This is a genomic window from Pseudomonas sp. DE0157, assembly GCF_007678615.1.
Lineage (GTDB): Bacteria > Pseudomonadota > Gammaproteobacteria > Pseudomonadales > Pseudomonadaceae > Aquipseudomonas > Aquipseudomonas parafulva_B.
In genome coordinates this window covers 203,752-219,293 of record NZ_VEJN01000002.1, presented here as the reverse complement: position 1 = coordinate 219,293, position 15,542 = coordinate 203,752, and the positions used below count along the sequence as shown (strand labels likewise).

The window sequence follows — 15,542 nt, the reverse complement described above, 5'->3', positions numbered from 1 at the left end:
TGCAAGACCTGGCCTGCGCTATATAACTAGCCCCGTTGCCACAGCGCGTAGTACACCTGTCCGGTTTTTTTCTCCCGGTGCAGGCGCCAGTTGGCAGGCAACTGCAAGGTCGATGGAGCCGCTTCGCTCTCGGTGTATACCCATGCTTGCTCGCTCAGCCACTGGTGCTGTTCAAGCAGATTGCAGGTGTCTGCCAGCAACTGTTGATGGAAGGGTGGATCAAGGAACACCAGGTCGAACTGCTTTTTTGCAGGGCCTTGCAGATAACGCAAGGCATCGGTCTGCAGGATCTGCCCCCGTGGGCAGCGCAGGAGCTCGAGGTTGTTCTTGAGGTTGGCGATGGCCGCAGGATTGCTGTCCAGCGCCACGGCATCCTCAGCCCCGCGAGACAGGGCCTCCAGCACCAAGGCTCCGCTGCCGGTGAAGGCATCGAGCACGTGCGCGCCCTCGATGTAGGGTGCCAGCCAGTTGAAAACCGTCTCGCGTACCCGGTCAGGCGTAGGGCGCAAGCCCTCGCCGTCGGGCACGGCCAGGCGACGGCTGCGCCATTGGCCCGCGATGATACGCAGGTGGCCCTGGCCCTTGCTCTGGCCCGGTTGCTGGCGAGCGGGAGGGTTGGATCTTGGCATTAGTGCTCCGGTACCCCGAGCGGTTGCCCGGAGGGTTTATCAGTGGGGGCTGGCAGTGGCTTCTGCGGCACCTTCGGGCCAACCGTGACGATGACCAGCTTGTCGGCAGACAGGTGCTTGTTCATGGCGTCTTTAACCTGTTCGACGGTCAGGGCCTGGGACTGCTGCATGAAATCTTCCAGCCAGCTCAATGGCAGGTTGTAGAAGCCGATGGCGCCCAGTTGGCCGACAATGCTGGCATTGCTGGCATTGGAGAGCGGGAAGCTTCCGGCCAGCTCGCGCTTGGCATCGTCCAGTTCTTGCTGGGTAGGACCGCTGCGCAGGTAGTCGGCCAGAATACCCTGAACCAGCTTCAATGTCCCTTCGCTGAGCTCGGCGCGGGTTTGCAGGTTGATCATGAACGGGCCGCGCACTTGCATTGGGCTGAAGGCCGAATAGACACCGTAGGTCAGGCCGCGCTTTTCCCGCACCTCGCTCATCAGCCGCGTCCCGAACGCGCCGCCACCCAGGATCTGATTGCCCAGTGACAGGGCTGGCCAATCCTTGTCCTGGCGATCGATACCCAGCTCTGCGAGCATCAGGTGGGTCTGCTGAGACGGAAACTCGATGTGGGTGAAGCCTGCCTTGGGCTCCGTCGGTTGGGCTGGAGCAGGCAAGGCCGGGCCTTTGGGCAGACCGGCTGAAACCTGCGCGGCAATTGCCTCGGCTTCGCTGCGGTTCAGGTCACCCACCAGTGCGATGACGGCATTGCCAGGCGTGTAGGCCTTGGCGTGAAACGCTCGCAACTGCTCCAGGGTAATGCCAGTGATGCTTTGCGGTGTTCCATCGCTGGGATGCGCATAAGGGTGTTCGCCGTACAGGTTGGCGAACAGCGTCTTGCCTGCGAGCTTGCCGGGGTTCTGCTTGTCGTATTCGAAGCCGGCCAGCATCTGGTTCTTGAGCCGTTTGAGCGCATCCTCCGGGAAGGTGGGCTTGCCTGTGACTTCGGTAAACAGCTTCAAGGCCTGGTCGCGCTTGTCCTTGGCACTGAGGCTACGTAGCGAGGCGACGGCCATGTCGCGGTACGAGCCGTTACCGAAATCTGCGCCCAGGCCCTCGAAGCCCTGGGCGATGGCCGTCACATCCTTGCCCTGTACGCCTTCGTTGAGCATGGCGTTGGTCAGCGCCGCCAGGCCTGGTGTGTCACCGTCCTGGCTGCTGCCGGCAGCGAAGGTCACGCGCAGGTCGAACATCGGAAGCTCGCGGGCCTCGACGAACAGCACCCGCGCGCCTTCAGCCGTGTTCCAGTGCTGGATGTTCAACTGGCGGGTGGTGGGCGCCTTGCCATCAAGCTCGGCCAGGGACTGTAGAGTGTTGGCCTGCCGGGCTTGTGCATTGCCAGCCTTGGCAGCGTCCTGGGCCAGTGCCGGTACGGCCAGCGCAGCCGTCAATGCCCAGGTACAGATACCCGTAGCCAGCCAGTGGGGGCGGTGCAAGCGACGGTCACTCATGAGCGGACTCCTCGGGCAGAACATGGGCAACGCTCAGGCGTTCGCGGGTGAAATAGGTACGGGCAGCTTGCTGGATGTCCTGAGGGGTAACGCGCTTGAGTTCGTCCAGCTCGCTGTCGATCAGCTTCCAGGACAGCCCGACGGTTTCCAGCTGGCCGATGGTGGTTGCCTGACTGCTGATTGAGTCGCGGTCATACACCAGCCCGGCGATGACCTGGGCGCGCACGCGCTCGAGCTCTTCTGCCGTGGGCGGAGTAGTCTTGAGTTCATCCAGCAGTTGCCAGATGCCCTTTTCTACGTCTGCCAGGGTTTTTTGCTTCTGCACGTTGGGTGTGGCTGAAATGAGGAACAGGCTGTCGCCGCGCGTGAAGGCGTTGTAGCTGGACGAGGCGCCGGCCACCAGTTCCTGCCCGCGCTCCAGTCGTGCGGGCATGCGTGCGCTGTAGCCGCCGTCGAGCAAGGCCGAGATCAGACGTAAGGCATGCACCGTGCGAGGGTCCTTGGCCGTGGGCAGGCCGGGTACGTTGAAGCCGTAGATCAGGCTTGGCAGCTGGGTGCGCACGTGCAGGGTCAACTGACGCTGGCCGGGCTCAGCCAGCTCCAGCGGCAGCTTGGCCGCAGGTGTGTCCCGGCGAGGGATAGCGCCGAAGTACTTCTGGGCCAGGCCCTTGACTTCCTCGGCGGTGACATCGCCCACCACCACGAGCGTGGCGTTGTTGGGCGCGTACCAGGAGGTGTACCAGTGGCGCAGCTCCTCGACCTTCATGCGCTCCAGGTCGGCCATCCAGCCGATGGTCGGGGTGTGGTAGCCACTGGCTGGGTAGGCCATGGCCCGAAACAGCTCGAACGCCTTGGCATTGGGCTGGTCATCGGTGCGCAGGCGGCGCTCTTCCTTGATGACCTCGATTTCACGGCTGAACTCGTCGGCTGGCAGACGCAGGCTGGCCAGCCGATCGGCCTCCAGCTCGAAGGCAACCGGCAAGCGATCACGCGCCAGCACTTGGTAGTAGGCGGTGTAGTCGTCGCTGGTGAACGCGTTCTCTTCGGCGCCCAGGTCCCGCAGGATACGCGAGGCTTCGCCGGGGCCGACCTTGGCACTGCCCTTGAACATCATGTGCTCGAGCGCATGGGAAAGGCCGGTCTGGCCAGGCGTCTCGTAGCTGGAGCCGACCTTGTACCAGATTTGCGAGACCACCACTGGCGCGCGATGGTCTTCGCGCACGACCACTTTGAGGCCGTTATCCAGGATGAATTCGTGGGTGGGTTGCACATCGGCGGCGAAGGCCGCAAGCGGGAGGCACAGCGTGCCGAGCAACAGGCCAGCGGCGCGGCGGGCTAGAGCATTCATACGGTGTTTAACCTGTTCGGCGGCCCGCTGGGTTTAGCGTCGGCAGGCCAGGAGGTGCTAGGATACTGATCCGGTTGCCTGGCGACCATGCCTGTCGCCGTTCTGGCCTGCAGGACATCAAGACAAAACGTTGCGCATGAACCAGCCGGCTTCTAGATAGTCTGTTCTGCGTAGAAAGAATTCCTGATGCGCCCTAGCGGGCCATCGCTACCCTGAGATAGCCGTCTTCCATGTTTGGTTCCAACGACGACAAAAAAGCGCCGGCCGAGGCTGGCGAGAAGAAAGGCCTGTTCGGCTGGTTCCGCAAGAAGCCGCAGCCACCTGCGCAAGCGGACGTGCCGGCGGAAAAATCCCCAGCTGTCGAAGCGCCCGCACTAGCTGATTCCGAGCGAGCGGAGGTGCCTGCGCCGCTGGACGAGCACGCCGCTGCGGCCCCGGTCGTTGCGCCGCGTGCGGAGCCTATACCCCCTGCTCCCGTGACGGCTGAGCCCTTGCCAGAGGTCGCCGTGCCCGAGGCACCGGCGCCGGTAGTCGATCCTGCACCGCACGTGCCCGCGCCTGTTCAAGCGGTCGCGCCTGAAGCCGAAATCCCTGCCCCCGTGAGCAACCTGGTGCTGCCGGTTGCAGAAGAACCCGTGGCGCTTGTGCCCGATCTGCAAGCCAAGGCGCCACCGGTCATTCCGGATCGCCCGGCGCCTGCGCCAGCAGTCCAGCCCATTGCAGAGCCGCCCAAGGTCGATCCGCACGTCGAGGCCGAGGCTGCCCCGCCCGTCGAGGCCGCCCAGGCCGCCCAGGCCGAGCCTGTGAAAGCAGGCTTTTTCGCCCGTCTTAAGCAGGGGTTGTCGAAAACCAGCGCCAGCATTGGCGAAGGCATGGCCAGCCTGTTCCTGGGCAAGAAAGTCATCGACGACGACTTGCTCGACGAGATCGAGACTCGCCTGCTGACCGCCGACGTCGGGGTGGAGGCCACGTCCACCATCGTTCAGAACCTGACGCAGAAGGTGGCTCGCAAGCAGCTGGCCGACGCCGATGCGCTGTACAAGTCCTTGCAGGAAGAACTGGCCGCGTTGCTCAGGCCTGTCGAGCAGCCGCTGGTCGTGGCGGCGCAGAACAAGCCTTATGTGATCCTGGTGGTAGGCGTCAATGGCGCCGGCAAGACCACCACCATCGGCAAGCTGGCCAAGAAGCTGCAAATGGAAGGCAAGAAAGTGATGCTCGCTGCAGGCGACACCTTCCGGGCCGCGGCGGTCGAGCAATTGCAGGTGTGGGGTGAGCGTAACCGCATCCCGGTGATCGCGCAGCACACCGGCGCCGACTCCGCCTCGGTGATCTTCGACGCGGTGCAGGCAGCCAAGGCCAGGGGCGTGGATGTGCTGATCGCCGATACCGCCGGGCGCCTGCACACCAAGGACAACCTGATGGAGGAGCTGAAGAAGGTCCGTCGCGTCATTGGCAAGCTCGATCCCGATGCACCGCACGAAGTGCTGCTGGTGCTCGACGCCGGTACTGGCCAGAACGCCATCAGCCAGGCCAAGTATTTCCACCAGAGCGTGGAGCTGACCGGCCTTGCGCTCACCAAGCTCGACGGTACCGCCAAGGGGGGTGTCATCTTCGCCCTGGCCAAGCAATTCAAGCTGCCTATCCGGTTCATCGGTGTTGGTGAAGGGATCGATGACCTGCGCACCTTCGAGGCCGAGCCGTTCGTCAAGGCCCTGTTCGCCGAGCGAGACTGACCATGATTCGATTCGAACAGGTTGCCAAGCGCTACCCCAACGGCCACGTGGGGCTGCACGAGCTGAGTTTCCGGGCGCGTCGGGGCGAATTCCTGTTCGTCACCGGGCACTCGGGCGCAGGTAAAAGTACGCTGCTGCGCCTGCTGCTGGCCATGGAGCGTCCTACCAGCGGCAAACTGATGCTGGCCGGGCAGGACCTGGGCCAGATCAGCAATTCGCAGATCCCGTTTTTGCGCCGCCAGATAGGCGTGGTGTTCCAGAACCACCAGTTGCTGTTCGACCGCACGGTCTTCAACAACATTGCCTTGCCCCTGCAGATACTGGGCTTGTCCAAGGCCGAGATCGCCAAGCGCGTGGACTCGGCGCTGGAGCGGGTGTCTCTGGTCGACAAAGGCGAGCTGTACCCTGCCGACCTGTCGACCGGCCAGCAGCAGCGCGTGGGTATCGCCCGCGCCATCGTGCACCAGCCAGCCCTGCTGCTGGCCGACGAGCCAACGGGTAACCTGGACCCGCGCCTGGCTGCGGAAATCATGGGGGTGTTCGAGGACATCAACCGATTGGGCACAACGGTCTTGATCGCCAGCCACGACCTGGCCCTGATCGCGCGCATGCGTCACCGCATGCTCACCTTGCAGCGCGGGCGTCTGATCGGCGACGGGGAGGCCGGACAATGAGTACGACACGATCACCGAAGGTCTCCGAGCGCGTCGCGCCTAAACCTGCCGACCCACAGCCTGCGAAGAAACGTGGCGCAGGCTCCGACGATGACGGTCCGGACCTGCGATCGCTCATGCATGCCTGGCTCGAGAGCCATCGCGCCAGCCTGGCGGATAGCTTACGGCGACTGGGCAAGCAGCCCATTGGCAGCTTCTTCACGTGCATGGTGATGGCCGTGGCGCTGAGCATGCCCATGGGGCTGTCGTTGTTGCTCAAGAACATCGAGCAGTTGGGCGGGTCCTGGCAGCGCGCCGCGCAGATATCCCTGTACCTCAAGCTCGATGCCAGCAGCCGTGACGGCGAGGCGTTGCGCGATGAAATCAAGGGCATGCCTGGCGTAGCAGAGGCGCAGTATGTCAGTCGCGAGCAGGCGCTGCAGGAGTTCCAGCAGCAATCGGGCCTGGGCGAGGCGCTGCGTGAGTTGCCCGACAACCCACTGCCCGGCGTGGTCGTGGTGACCCCGACCGAAGTCGACAAGCCGGCCTTGGAAGCGTTGCGTCAGCGCCTGTCGGAGTTGCCGCGCGTCGATGTAGCGCAGCTGGACCTGGTGTGGGTCGAGCGGCTGGCGGCCATCCTCAAGCTTGGGGACCGGTTCGTTTTCGGGCTGGCCGTCATGCTCATTTCTGCGCTGCTTTTAGTAATTGGCAACACAATTCGTCTACATATCGAGAACCGCCGTGTCGAGATCGAAGTGATCAAGCTGGTGGGGGGCACCGATGCGTACGTACGCCGGCCTTTCCTGTACATGGGGGCCTTGTACGGCCTGGGCGCGGGCCTGTTGGCCTGGGCCATCCTGGCGTTTGGCCTAGGGTGGCTGAACGAGGCCGTGGTGAGCCTGTCCGGTCTGTATGGCAGCGATTTCGCCTTGGGTGGCGTACCTGCCTCGGATGGTCTGTCGCTCTTGATCGGAGCGGTGCTGTTGGGGTATATCGGTGCATGGATTGCAGTCGCCCGCCACTTGAACGAGCTGGCGCCGCGATAGTTTTTATTGGCCAGCATTGGCCTGGGCGTGCCCGTTGGAACTTGTACCTGGGCCCCAGGTCTATGTAGGCAGCGCCTGAAAAGCGCGAGTTCAGTAAGTCGGAGGTTCTTGAATGACCACATCGTTGCAACCTGCGTATGCCCTGGTCCCCGGTGCAAACCTGGAGTCCTACGTGCATACGGTCAACAGCATCCCGCTGCTGACTGTCGAGCAGGAGCGTGATCTGGCTGAGCGTCTCTATTACGAGCAGGACCTCGAAGCTGCTCGGCAGATGGTAATGGCCCACCTGCGGTTCGTCGTGCATATCGCCCGTAGCTATGCCGGTTATGGGCTGGCCCAGGCCGACCTGATCCAGGAAGGCAACGTTGGCCTGATGAAGGCCGTCAAGCGCTTCAACCCTGAAATGGGCGTGCGCCTGGTGTCGTTCGCCGTGCACTGGATCAAGGCCGAGATTCACGAGTTCATCCTGCGCAACTGGCGTATCGTCAAGGTGGCGACCACCAAGGCCCAGCGCAAGCTGTTCTTCAACCTGCGCAGCCAGAAAAAGCGTCTGGCCTGGTTGAATAACGACGAAGTGCACCGGGTTGCCGAAAGCCTGGGGGTCGAGCCTCGTGAAGTCCGCGAGATGGAAAGCCGTCTGAGCGGTCACGACATGGCGTTCGATCCGGCAGCCGAAGCCGATGACGACAGTGCCTTCCAGTCGCCTGCGCATTACCTGGAAGACCACCGTTACGACCCGGCAGTACAGCTTGAAGATGCAGACTGGAGCGACAACTCCACCAGCAACCTTCATGAGGCCTTGCAGGGTCTGGATGACCGTAGCCGGGATATTCTGTACCAGCGCTGGTTGGCCGAAGAGAAAGCTACCCTGCATGAGCTGGCCGAGAAATACAGCGTGTCGGCCGAGCGTATTCGCCAGTTGGAGAAGAACGCGATGAACAAGGTCAAGGCCTTGATCGCAGCCTGATCGTTCTCTGTTCGACAAGAAAGCCGCTGCCCCGCAAAGGAACAGCGGCTTTTTCATGTCTGCCCTGTACGCGGTGCCAGGCTCAGGGCCTGCGTGATGTGTCCAATTGCATCAAGTAGCTTGGCCCACCCAGCTGGCTCATCTGGCGGCGAATCCAGCCAGCACGGCTGGCCACGTAGGTGCTTGGCTTCCCAGCATTCCACTTGAGAGGGCTGGGCAGCACCGCGGCCAGTTGCGCGGCTTGTTGCCGGCTGAGTTGACTGGCCTCCACACCAAAGTGATGGCGAGCGGCTGCCTGGGCGCCGAACACACCCTGGCCCCACTCGGCACTGTTCAGGTAGACCTCAAGAATGCGCTGCTTGGTCCAGAACAGCTCGATCAAGCCGGTGAACCATGCTTCCAGCCCCTTGCGCAGCCAGCTGCGCCCCGGCCACAGGAACAGATTCTTGGCCACCTGTTGGGTCAGGGTGCTGGCCCCGCGCACGCTACCGCCACGCTCGTTGAAAGCCAGGGCTGCCTGGATGGCGGGTATGTCGAACCCCCAATGGCTGGCGAACTTCTGGTCTTCGCCAGCGATGACCGCCACCTTGAGGTCATCGGAGATATGGTCCCAACCCACCCATTCGCGCTGCAGATCAATCGGTTCGCCGCTCACCCACGATTGCACCTTGCGCTCGAGCATCAACGCCGTACCGGGCGGGGGCACCCAGCGAAACACCAAAACCAGCACGATACTGACGGCAGCAAACCAGAGCAGGGCGCGCAGAAGACGTCGGAGAAGGTTTCGCAGCATAGGGTGGCTTGGCCGGACGTTTGGGAAGGGCCATTATACAGACCCGATTGGAGGAGTCGTCTCATGCTTCGCAGCTTCCTGATGCTTGCCGCTTTTTTCGGCTTTACCGGCGTGGCCCTGGGCGCCTTTGCAGCCCACGGCCTGAAAAATCGACTCAGCGCTGACTACCTGGCTATCTTCCACACCGGTGTCACCTACCAACTGGTTCACGCGCTGGCGCTGTTTGGCGTGGCATTGCTGGCGGTCCATCTGCCTGGTCGGCTGGTGGGTTGGGCGGGTTATCTGTTCGTGCTGGGTATCGTGCTGTTCTCCGGCAGCCTGTACCTGCTGACGCTGACCGGCATCAGCAAGCTGGGCATGATCACGCCCATCGGTGGCCTGTGCTTCCTGGCAGGGTGGCTTTGCCTTGGGCTCGCCGCGTGGCGACTGGGCTGACTGCCCAGTCCACATTAACGACTAATGGCGTGCGGTGGCCTTGGGTTGCGCGGCCTTTCGGCGCTAGAATGCGGGCCCCAAAGAACAATGGTGGCCGTGAGCATGCGTATCCAACTGAACGGTGAACCCTACGAATTGCCTGCTGGCGAAAGCGTCGCCGGGCTACTGGCACGCCTTGAGCTGGCTGGCCGCCGCGTGGCGGTAGAGCTGAATCAGGACATCGTGCCGCGCAGTCAGCATGTCACCACCGCGCTGAGCGATGGCGACCAGGTCGAAGTGGTGCACGCGATTGGCGGCGGCTGACCGCTGTCGGCAACCCAACGGCAGGCCCCGCAACCTTTTCCCGAGGAACAACGATGAGCAACGTTCGCAGCGACAAGCCCTTCACCCTGGCCGGGCGTACCTTCCAGTCGCGCCTGCTGGTAGGCACCGGCAAGTACCGTGACATGGAGCAAACCCGCCAGGCCATCGAGGCCTCGGGTGCCGAGATCGTGACTGTCGCGGTGCGCCGCACGAACATTGGTCAGAACCCGGGCGAGCCGAACCTGCTGGACGTACTGCCACCGGACCGCTACACCATTCTGCCCAATACTGCCGGCTGCTATGACGCCGTCGAAGCGGTGCGTACCTGCCGCCTGGCCCGGGAGCTGCTCGATGGGCATAACCTGGTCAAGCTGGAAGTGCTGGCCGACCAGAAAACCCTGTTCCCCAACGTAATCGAAACCCTCAAGGCCGCCGAGGTGCTCGTCAAGGATGGCTTCGACGTGATGGTCTACACCAGCGACGACCCGATCATCGCCCGCCAACTGGCCGAAGCCGGCTGTATCGCCGTCATGCCCCTGGCTGGCCTGATCGGTACAGGGCTTGGCATCTGCAACCCCTACAACCTGCAGATCATCCTCGAAGAATCCAAAGTACCGGTGCTGGTGGATGCTGGCGTAGGCACTGCCTCCGACGCCACCATCGCCATGGAAATGGGCTGCGAGGCGGTGCTGATGAACTCGGCCATCGCCCATGCCCAGCAACCGGTATTGATGGCCGAGGCCATGAAGCACGCCATCGTGGCGGGTCGCATGGCGTACCTGGCCGGTCGCATGCCCAAGAAACTCTATGCCAGCGCCTCTTCGCCGCTGGATGGTCTGATCAAGTAAGAGCCCCTGATGACTGATTCGCAAGATCTGCCGAACGCCGCCGACGGCGACGCCCGCCCACACCGCCGCATCAAGAGCTTCGTGATGCGTGCCGGGCGCATGACCGAAGGCCAGCAGCGCGGCCTGGACCAGGGTGGGCCGCTGTACATCCTGCCGCTGGCGGACAGCCCGGTCGACTACGACCAGGTCTTCGGCCGCTCGGCACCGCGCACGCTGGAAATCGGCTTCGGCATGGGTCATTCCCTGCTGGAAATGGCCGCCGCTGCGCCTGAGCAGGACTTCATCGGTGTCGAGGTCCATCGCCCAGGCGTAGGGGCGCTGCTCAATGGCGTGCTCACCCAAGGGCTGACCAACCTGCGGGTATACGATTGCGATGCCATCGAGGTATTGAACCGTTGCGTGGCCGACGACAGCCTTGACCGCCTGATGCTGTTCTTCCCTGACCCTTGGCACAAGGCGCGCCACCACAAGCGCCGCATTGTCCAGCTGGCGTTCGCCGAGTTGGTACGGCGCAAGCTCAAGCCCGGCGGCGTGTTTCACATGGCCACGGATTGGGAACCCTATGCCGAGTACATGCTGGAAGTGATGAATGCAGCCCCTGGCTATCGCAATCAAGCAGCGGACGGTACCTACGTGCCGCGCCCGACCGAGCGGCCGATCACCAAGTTCGAACGCCGCGGCGAGCGCTTGGGCCATGGTGTCTGGGACCTGAAATTCGAAAAGACCGCGTGACCCGCTAAGCCTGACGCTGTGCGGATGGACAAAAAGCTGCCTTGCAAGCGCTAGTATTTGGGGCCACGGCGCGGCCCCAGCGATCTTGATGAACAGCATCATTCTGCAAGGTCGGTTTTTGAGTGCCGACAACCACGGGGGCTAACGCCAGGGCGTTACGTAAAAGGCGGCCGGACTGCTACAGCTTCAGCCGCGACGGTCCGCCACCACGCCGATCAGCGCCAGGACCACCAGCAGCACAGGCGCCAACGCGTAGTTGTTGAACTGGCTCAGCCCCTTCAAAACCCAGGGTGTGGCGTAGATCAAGGCCGCGCCGCTGCCGATCATCACCAGCAATGCCATCAGCGGCACCCGCAGGGCCCCTGTCAGCCCGCCCAGGCGCTGCTCGGCCCAGGCCTTGATGTCCGTCCCGAACAGCACCAGCAGACAGCCTACCAACGCCAGAGAAATCTCCGACAAGTTGCTGCGGCTCCAGCGGGAAATCGTCGCGAGCAGGTCGAGTACCAGATCCATGGGTCATCCTTAGGTCAAGAAATACTGCAGCAAGTCATTGAGGAACAGTTGGCCCCTGGGCGTTGCCACCAGTCGATCCGGTTCGACCTGCAAAAGCCCCCTTTGTTCTGCCAGGCGACGGGCTTGGGCGAGCCGTGCGAGCGGCAACCCGGTGCGGTCGGTGAACAGCTGCGCTTCCACACCCTGGGTCAGGCGCAGCGCGTTCATCAGGAACTCGAAGGGCAGCTCGTCCTCGGGCAACTGTTTTTCGCCGGCCTTGAACGGTTTGGCCAGGTTCAGGTAGTCCTTGGGCAGCCGGGTTTTCCAGGTGCGTACGATACGGCCGTCCGCATAGGTGAGCTTGCCATGGGCCCCGGCACCAATGCCGATGAAGTCTCCGAAGCGCCAGTAGTTGAGGTTGTGGCGGGCAGCGCGCTCGGGCTGAGCGTAGGCAGACACCTCGTACTGGCCGAACCCATTGGCCGCCATCAGGCCCTGGCCGGCTTCCTGGATGTCCCAGAGGATATCGTCCTCGGGCAGCTCGGGCGGCTGGTTCCAGAATACGGTGTTGGGCTCTACCGTCAGTTGATACCAGGACAGGTGCGTGGGCCCGAGCTCGATTGCCTGACGCAGATCGCCCAGGGCGTCGTCCATCGATTGGTCGGGCAAGCCATGCATCAGGTCCATGTTGAAGTTGTCGAAGCCTGCGGCCCTTGCCATGCCAGCAGCGCGGATCGCCTCCTCGCCGTTGTGGATGCGGCCCAGCGCTTGCAGCTTGGCGGGTTGGAAACTCTGCACGCCAATGGACAGGCGGTTGATGCCGGTCTGGCGATAGGCCTTGAACTTGTCCTGTTCGAACGTTCCCGGGTTGGCTTCCAGGGTGATCTCAATGTCCGAAGCGAATGGGATGCGTTGCTCGACGCCGCGCAGCAACCGGCCCAGGGCATCGGCACTGAACAGGCTTGGTGTGCCACCACCGAAGAAGATCGAGGTGATGACGCGGCCCTGGACTGCGGCCAGTTCCTGGTCAAGGTCGGTCAGCAGCGCCGCAACGTAGGCCGCTTCGGGCAGCTCAGGCCCCGCGGCATGGGAGTTGAAGTCGCAGTAGGGGCATTTGCGCACGCACCACGGGATGTGGATGTACAACGCCAACGGCGGCAACTGGCTGATGCCCGGCGCCTGGATGAGCGACGACGTCAGGGTCATGCCAGGCCCAGACGTTGACGCAGCAGTGCCATGGCGCGGGCACGGTGGCTGATCTGATTCTTGTCAGCCGGGGTCAGGTCGGCGCTTGAGCAATCACGTTCTGGCACCCAGAACAGTGGGTCGTAGCCAAACCCGTGTTCGCCGCTTGCCTTGAGCAGGATGCGACCATGCCACAGGCCTTCGCACAGGATTGGCAACGGATCATCGGCGTGCCGTACCAGCGCCAATACACAGACGAACTGCGCACCGCGCTCGGCCTCGGGTACGTGCTTCAGTGCGTCGAGCAACTTGGCGTTGTTGGCGGCATCGCCTTGGCCGTCGGCATAACGCGCTGAGTAGATGCCAGGTGCACCTCCCAGGTAATCCACGGCCAGACCGGAATCGTCCGCCAAGGCGGGCAGCCCGGAAATGCGCGCGGCATTGCGGGCTTTCAAGATGGCGTTCTCAACGAACGAGAGGCCGGTTTCTTCCGGCTCGACCTGGCTGAATTCGCCAATCGATCGCAATTGCACGGATTGACCGAGCATCGCCTGCAGTTCCTTGAGTTTGCCGGCGTTATGGCTGGCCAATACGAGTTGCTGGAAATTCATCATTCGCCTGGGAAAACGTCCTGGTTGAAGCTGAAGGAGTGACTGACACCACCGGCTTGGACACCTAGCTCGAAGACGACGGTCTCAGGGTGTTCGATCTTGAATTGGGCGACGTAAGACGCGGTGCCGTGGTCGGTGACCTGCTTGAAGGCCAGGGGCTCCTTGCGACCGGTCAGGTCCTTGACCGCGCCGCTGACCACGGCCGTGATGGGTTTGCCGGCTCTGAGTACGGTGAGGCTGAGCACGCCCTGGTGACGGCTGCGGACCAGGCCTGTGGCCGCTGCGACCTGCGGGGTGAGCATGCTTGAGGTAAACGCGCCGTAGTGCACCGTGATATCGCCAAATACCTCTTTGCGAGCAGCGCGTGCAGTATCGGCTGCCAGTGCTGGCATTGCCAGACACAGGCTGATCAAAAGCAGGGCAAGGCGACGCATGGTGCAGATTCTCCTGGGTCAGACCGCGAGTTGATGTGCCTGCGGGCCGGGGCTGCTGACGCGGTAGATACCGATTTCGCCCAGAAGGTTAGGCCACAGCCGGCCGCCCAGACCGTTGCGGTGCATATGATCCACCGCCAGCCGGTCCAGCACCTTGGCCTTGCGCTCGTGGACCAGCTCTTCGAAGTCGGCGAAGGTGCAGAAGTGGATGTTAGGGGTGTTGTACCAGGTGTACGGCATGAAGTCCGAGACGGGCATGCGGCCTTTGGTCGCCAGGTACCACCGGCAGCGCCAGTGACCGAAGTTGGGGAAGGTGATGATGCACTGGCGACCGACGCGCAGCATTTCGTCCAGGATGCGGTCGGGGTACTCCACCGCCTGCAAGGCCTGGGTCATGATCACCACATCGAAACTGTCGCTGGCGAAATTGCCCAGGCCTTTGTCCAGGTCCTGCTCGATGACGTTCACGCCCTTGGCCACGCAGGCGGCGATATTGTCCCCGTCGATTTCGAGGCCGTAGCCGGTGACCTGCTTGCGGTCGCGCAGCGAAGCCAGCAGCTCGCCGGTACCACAGCCCAGGTCCAGTACCCGGCTGCCGGCGGGAATCCAGTCGTGGATGATTTCCAGATCGGCTCTCATGCTGTCCTCAGAGGGTAATGCGGTTCATGTAGTTCGAGAAACCCTGCATGTAGCGAGGCGTGGGAATCAGGAAGGCATCGTGGCCGTAGGGCGAGTCGATTTCCAGGTAGCAGACGTTCTTGCGCGCCGCCATCAGAGCATCGACGATTTCCCGCGAGCGGGCCGGCGAGAAGCGCCAGTCGGTAGTGAACGACATGATGCAGTAGTTGGCCTTGACATGGGCCAGGGTCGCGGCCAGATCGCCATTGTGCGCCGCCGCCGGGTCGAAGTAGTCCAGTGCCTTGGTCATCAGCAGGTACGTGTTGGCATCGAAGCGCCCGGAGAATTCTTCGCCCTGGTAGCGCAGGTAGCTTTCGACCTGGAACTCCACACTGTGGAAGTCGTAGTTGAGCTTGTCACTCTTGAGCTCGCGGCCGAATTTCTCACCCATCGAGTCATCCGACAGGTAGGTGATATGCCCGACCATGCGTGCCAGCATCAAGCCCCGCTTGGGAATCACGCCCTGATCCTGGAACGAGCCGCCATGGAACTCGGGGTCGGTGAGAATGGCCTGGCGCGCCACCTCGTTGAACGCGATGTTCTGCGCGGACAGCTTGGGCGCCGAGGCGATATCGATACAGTGGCGCACGCGCTCGGGATAGCTGATGGTCCATTGCAGCGCTTGCATGCCGCCCAGGCTGCCACCCACCACGGCGGCCCACTGCGCGATGCCCAGGCGCTCTGCCAGGCGGACCTGGCTGTGAACCCAGTCTTCGACGGTCAGGATTGGGAAGTCGGCGCCATAGGCCTTGCCAGTGGCCGGGTTGATGCTGCTTGGCCCGGTGCTGCCATTGCAGCCGCCCAGGTTGTTCAGGCTGACCACGAAGAAGCGGTTGGTGTCGATGGGCTTGCCTGGGCCGATGCAGCTGTCCCACCAACCCGGCTTGCGGTCAGTGGCAGCGTGGTAGCCCGCGGCATGGTGGTGCCCAGACAGGGCATGGCAGATCAGTACTGCATTGCTCGCGCTGGCGTTCAGCGTGCCATAGGTTTCGTAGACCAGCTCGTAGCTGCTCAGCGAACGGCCGCAGGCCAGAGCCAGCGGCTCGTCGAACCGGGCGGTCTGGGGTACGACCAGACCGACGGAATCTTCTGGAAAGACAGTGGACATCGACCCTGCTCACGCTTGACGGAGGCGTAAGTCTAAAGAGCACCACCCCCAGCGGCA

The 15,542-nt window shown here is 63.0% G+C and carries 17 protein-coding genes and 1 pseudogene; 8 read left to right on the top strand and 10 right to left on the bottom strand.

Annotated features, from left to right (window positions below; translation table 11 throughout):
• Window positions 1–26: 26 nt before the first annotated feature.
• The 3 genes from rsmD to FS777_RS03710 are packed head-to-tail and all read right to left on the bottom strand — an operon-like array spanning window position 27 to window position 3,467.
• Complete coding sequence (gene rsmD / locus FS777_RS03720) at window positions 27–629, bottom strand: 16S rRNA (guanine(966)-N(2))-methyltransferase RsmD (RefSeq protein ID WP_058638137.1); 603 nt, start codon at window positions 627–629, stop codon at window positions 27–29.
• On the bottom strand, window positions 629–2,119 hold the full coding sequence (locus FS777_RS03715; RefSeq protein WP_078479283.1) for a pitrilysin family protein: 1,491 nt from the start codon (window positions 2,117–2,119) through the stop codon (window positions 629–631). The genes rsmD and FS777_RS03715 overlap by 1 nt, the downstream gene beginning before the upstream one ends.
• Window positions 2,112–3,467: a pitrilysin family protein gene (locus FS777_RS03710; RefSeq protein WP_058602893.1), complete on the bottom strand. Its 1,356-nt coding sequence runs from the start codon at window positions 3,465–3,467 to the stop codon at window positions 2,112–2,114. The genes FS777_RS03715 and FS777_RS03710 overlap by 8 nt, the downstream gene beginning before the upstream one ends.
• Window positions 3,468–3,697: 230 nt before the next feature.
• Between FS777_RS03710 and ftsY the strand changes: the two genes are divergently transcribed.
• From ftsY to rpoH, 4 genes are all read left to right on the top strand, one after another.
• Complete coding sequence (ftsY, locus tag FS777_RS03700) at window positions 3,698–5,200, top strand: signal recognition particle-docking protein FtsY (protein WP_145254066.1); 1,503 nt, start codon at window positions 3,698–3,700, stop codon at window positions 5,198–5,200.
• Window positions 5,201–5,202: 2 nt separating this feature from the next.
• Entirely contained in the window at window positions 5,203–5,874 is a 672-nt protein-coding gene (gene ftsE / locus FS777_RS03695; RefSeq protein ID WP_023532835.1) for a cell division ATP-binding protein FtsE, read from the top strand.
• Entirely contained in the window at window positions 5,871–6,899 is a 1,029-nt protein-coding gene (ftsX, locus tag FS777_RS03690) for a permease-like cell division protein FtsX (RefSeq protein WP_058602895.1), read from the top strand. Before ftsE ends, ftsX begins: the two co-directional genes overlap by 4 nt.
• Before the next feature lie 112 nt (window positions 6,900–7,011).
• Window positions 7,012–7,866, top strand: a complete 855-nt coding sequence (gene rpoH / locus FS777_RS03685) for an RNA polymerase sigma factor RpoH (RefSeq protein WP_023532728.1) — start codon at window positions 7,012–7,014, stop codon at window positions 7,864–7,866.
• 82 nt (window positions 7,867–7,948) lie between these two features.
• Here rpoH and mtgA read toward each other — a convergent pair whose 3' ends face one another.
• Window positions 7,949–8,659, bottom strand: coding sequence for a monofunctional biosynthetic peptidoglycan transglycosylase (gene mtgA / locus FS777_RS03680; RefSeq protein ID WP_058602896.1), 711 nt, complete (start codon window positions 8,657–8,659; stop codon window positions 7,949–7,951).
• A gap of 63 nt (window positions 8,660–8,722) precedes the next feature.
• Here mtgA and FS777_RS03675 point away from each other — a divergent pair, with 63 nt between their 5' ends.
• The 4 genes from FS777_RS03675 to trmB all read left to right on the top strand — a co-directional run bounded on the left by FS777_RS03675 (window position 8,723) and on the right by trmB (window position 10,977).
• The gene (locus tag FS777_RS03675) at window positions 8,723–9,094 is read left to right on the top strand and encodes a DUF423 domain-containing protein (protein ID WP_027913492.1); all 372 of its coding nucleotides are present in this window, start codon (window positions 8,723–8,725) and stop codon (window positions 9,092–9,094) included.
• 102 nt (window positions 9,095–9,196) lie between these two features.
• Window positions 9,197–9,397, top strand: a complete 201-nt coding sequence (thiS, locus tag FS777_RS03670; protein ID WP_058603078.1) for a sulfur carrier protein ThiS — start codon at window positions 9,197–9,199, stop codon at window positions 9,395–9,397.
• A gap of 53 nt (window positions 9,398–9,450) precedes the next feature.
• Window positions 9,451–10,245 carry a thiazole synthase gene (locus FS777_RS03665; protein ID WP_023532295.1) on the top strand — a complete coding sequence of 265 codons (795 nt, stop codon included), beginning with the start codon at window positions 9,451–9,453 and terminating at the stop codon, window positions 10,243–10,245.
• Between the two features lie 9 nt (window positions 10,246–10,254).
• Window positions 10,255–10,977 (top strand): tRNA (guanosine(46)-N7)-methyltransferase TrmB, encoded by a 723-nt coding sequence (gene trmB, locus FS777_RS03660; protein ID WP_058602898.1) that lies wholly within the window; start codon window positions 10,255–10,257, stop codon window positions 10,975–10,977.
• Between the two features lie 186 nt (window positions 10,978–11,163).
• Here the strand turns inward: trmB and FS777_RS03655 are convergent, their stop codons facing one another.
• From FS777_RS03655 to FS777_RS03630, 6 genes and pseudogenes are all read right to left on the bottom strand, one after another.
• On the bottom strand, window positions 11,164–11,490 hold the full coding sequence (locus FS777_RS03655; RefSeq protein WP_023532330.1) for a DUF3392 domain-containing protein: 327 nt from the start codon (window positions 11,488–11,490) through the stop codon (window positions 11,164–11,166).
• Between the two features lie 9 nt (window positions 11,491–11,499).
• Window positions 11,500–12,636, bottom strand: a pseudogene (gene hemW / locus FS777_RS03650) (radical SAM family heme chaperone HemW); the annotation flags it as partial.
• Window positions 12,637–12,671: 35 nt separating this feature from the next.
• Window positions 12,672–13,268 (bottom strand): RdgB/HAM1 family non-canonical purine NTP pyrophosphatase, encoded by a 597-nt coding sequence (gene rdgB / locus FS777_RS03645; RefSeq protein WP_058602900.1) that lies wholly within the window; start codon window positions 13,266–13,268, stop codon window positions 12,672–12,674.
• On the bottom strand, window positions 13,265–13,699 hold the full coding sequence (locus FS777_RS03640) for a DUF4426 domain-containing protein (RefSeq protein WP_058638130.1): 435 nt from the start codon (window positions 13,697–13,699) through the stop codon (window positions 13,265–13,267). Before FS777_RS03640 ends, rdgB begins: the two co-directional genes overlap by 4 nt.
• A gap of 18 nt (window positions 13,700–13,717) precedes the next feature.
• Complete coding sequence (gene metW, locus FS777_RS03635; RefSeq protein WP_058638129.1) at window positions 13,718–14,338, bottom strand: methionine biosynthesis protein MetW; 621 nt, start codon at window positions 14,336–14,338, stop codon at window positions 13,718–13,720.
• 7 nt (window positions 14,339–14,345) lie between these two features.
• Window positions 14,346–15,485, bottom strand: coding sequence for a homoserine O-acetyltransferase (locus tag FS777_RS03630; protein WP_058602903.1), 1,140 nt, complete (start codon window positions 15,483–15,485; stop codon window positions 14,346–14,348).
• Between the last annotated feature and the right edge of the window lie 57 nt (window positions 15,486–15,542).

Bases quoted from the DNA above. Each gene is read 5' to 3' on its own strand.
- rsmD (WP_058638137.1), bottom strand. From the start codon at position 629: ATGCCAAGATCCAACCCTCCCGCTCGCCAGCAACCGGGCCAGAGCAAG.
- FS777_RS03715 (WP_078479283.1), bottom strand. From the start codon at position 2,119: ATGAGTGACCGTCGCTTGCACCGCCCCCACTGGCTGGCTACGGGTATC.
- FS777_RS03710 (WP_058602893.1), bottom strand. From the start codon at position 3,467: ATGAATGCTCTAGCCCGCCGCGCCGCTGGCCTGTTGCTCGGCACGCTG.
- ftsY (WP_145254066.1), top strand. From the start codon at position 3,698: ATGTTTGGTTCCAACGACGACAAAAAAGCGCCGGCCGAGGCTGGCGAG.
- ftsE (WP_023532835.1), top strand. From the start codon at position 5,203: ATGATTCGATTCGAACAGGTTGCCAAGCGCTACCCCAACGGCCACGTG.
- ftsX (WP_058602895.1), top strand. From the start codon at position 5,871: ATGAGTACGACACGATCACCGAAGGTCTCCGAGCGCGTCGCGCCTAAA.
- rpoH (WP_023532728.1), top strand. From the start codon at position 7,012: ATGACCACATCGTTGCAACCTGCGTATGCCCTGGTCCCCGGTGCAAAC.
- mtgA (WP_058602896.1), bottom strand. From the start codon at position 8,659: ATGCTGCGAAACCTTCTCCGACGTCTTCTGCGCGCCCTGCTCTGGTTT.
- FS777_RS03675 (WP_027913492.1), top strand. From the start codon at position 8,723: ATGCTTCGCAGCTTCCTGATGCTTGCCGCTTTTTTCGGCTTTACCGGC.
- thiS (WP_058603078.1), top strand. From the start codon at position 9,197: ATGCGTATCCAACTGAACGGTGAACCCTACGAATTGCCTGCTGGCGAA.
- FS777_RS03665 (WP_023532295.1), top strand. From the start codon at position 9,451: ATGAGCAACGTTCGCAGCGACAAGCCCTTCACCCTGGCCGGGCGTACC.
- trmB (WP_058602898.1), top strand. From the start codon at position 10,255: ATGACTGATTCGCAAGATCTGCCGAACGCCGCCGACGGCGACGCCCGC.
- FS777_RS03655 (WP_023532330.1), bottom strand. From the start codon at position 11,490: ATGGATCTGGTACTCGACCTGCTCGCGACGATTTCCCGCTGGAGCCGC.
- rdgB (WP_058602900.1), bottom strand. From the start codon at position 13,268: ATGATGAATTTCCAGCAACTCGTATTGGCCAGCCATAACGCCGGCAAA.
- FS777_RS03640 (WP_058638130.1), bottom strand. From the start codon at position 13,699: ATGCGTCGCCTTGCCCTGCTTTTGATCAGCCTGTGTCTGGCAATGCCA.
- metW (WP_058638129.1), bottom strand. From the start codon at position 14,338: ATGAGAGCCGATCTGGAAATCATCCACGACTGGATTCCCGCCGGCAGC.
- FS777_RS03630 (WP_058602903.1), bottom strand. From the start codon at position 15,485: ATGTCCACTGTCTTTCCAGAAGATTCCGTCGGTCTGGTCGTACCCCAG.